Source organism: Streptomyces sp. NPDC127092, assembly GCF_042722475.1.
Lineage (GTDB): Bacteria > Actinomycetota > Actinomycetes > Streptomycetales > Streptomycetaceae > Streptomyces.
The window spans coordinates 1-1,401 of sequence record NZ_JBHXFE010000232.1 but is presented as its reverse complement, the minus strand read 5'-3'; the positions used below and the strand labels follow the sequence as shown (position 1 = coordinate 1,401).

2 protein-coding genes are annotated in these 1,401 nt (G+C 70.9%); one reads left to right on the top strand and one right to left on the bottom strand.

Features of this window, described 5'->3' with window-relative positions; all coding sequences use genetic code 11:
• Positions 1–207: DUF805 domain-containing protein (locus ACFWJO_RS39220; protein WP_386873017.1), on the top strand; the 207-nt coding region annotated here is incomplete at its 5' end.
• A gap of 25 nt (positions 208–232) precedes the next feature.
• Here the strand turns inward: ACFWJO_RS39220 and ACFWJO_RS39215 are convergent.
• A partial coding sequence (locus tag ACFWJO_RS39215; protein WP_386873015.1) for a hypothetical protein occupies positions 233–1,401 on the bottom strand: 1,169 nt, incomplete at its 5' end.

Genomic DNA, 1,401 nt, shown 5'->3' with positions numbered 1-1,401 from the left:
ACGCACGCACTCCCCCCGCTCGCCCTGCTCGCCCGGCGCCTCCACGACGCCGGCTTCAGCCGCGCGTGGCTGTTCCTCGGGCTGGTGCCGTTCGTCGGCCCGCTCACGCTGCTCGTGTTCGCGCTCCAGCCGTCCGCCCCGCGCCTCGGACACCCCGCCGATGCGTCGGACCCGGTGCCGGCGGGGGCCACGGCCGCGCGGCGCTGACCCCCGCTCCCCTGGCCCGACCTGATCAGTGATCGTGGTCGGTGTGCTCGTCGGACTCGTGGCCGTGATCGTGGTCGGCGTGCTCGTCGTGGCCGGACTCGGCATCAGCGCCCTCCTCGGGCTTCACGGACTCGGGCTCGCCGGTGACCACGGCCATCTCGACCGGGGCGAACTCCAGGTCCTTCTCCAGGACGGTCTCACCGGTCTCCAGGTCGACGGCCACGAGCTTCTGGGCCTCCGCGTCGGTGACGTAGGCGGTGTTCCCGGCCACCTTGAGGATCGGGCCGGGCTCCTGCCACTCGTCCTTCTCCTTCCACGGCTCGATCACCGGGTACTCGGCGGTGACCTCACCGGTCTCCTCGTCGATCACGGTGACCTCGCCGTCGTAGGTCAGCACGACCGCGGAACCGTCCTCGGCGCGGCCGAGCGAGCGGAACCAGTAGGAGGAGCCGAGGTCCACGGTGGTGAGCTCATCGGTGCGGGTGTCGATGAGGGCGATCGCCGTGGGCCGCTCGACGGCCTCCTCCGGCTCCTCCTCGACCTTGTGATCACCCAGGACGATGGGCGAGTCATGCAGCCCGAACAGGTTCCCGGAGCGCTGATACTCGGTCTCGACGTCCACCTTGTGGAACTCGCCGTCCCGGTACACGACGGGCCCGTTCTCGCATCCCATCACGACGACGTCGCCCGCCTCCGTCGGCTGGGCCGCGGCCTCGCCGTGGCTGCCGGGGCAGTCGTCGGTCTCGGCCGTGACCTCGCTGGTCTTCGGGTCGATCACCTGGAGCGTGTTGCGGGAGTCCTCGGTGCCCTGCGTGGTGAAGAGGGTGCCGTCGGAGAGCTCGAGCGCCACGCCGTGGTGCGGGTCCTCGGTCTCGGCCTCCGTCATGACGGGCATGAGGTCCGGGGTCGCCTTGTCCAGGTGGGCCGAGTCGAAGGTCCGGATCGCGCCCGTGCCGTCCCCGAAGAGGGTGGTCCTGCCGTTGTGGGTGACGACGTGGCCGGGGTGCTCACCCGGGAACGTCACGCCGGTCATGCCGGGCGCGGACTCGTAGTGGTGGACGTGATCGCCGTGGGCCTTGGCCTGGATGCCGGTGGAGAACACCTCCCAGCCGTTCCCGGTGGTCACCAGGACGTCCTTGCCGTTGCCGGCGTTGCTCAGCCGCGTGAAGCCCGGGACGTCCTGCTCCCTCACCA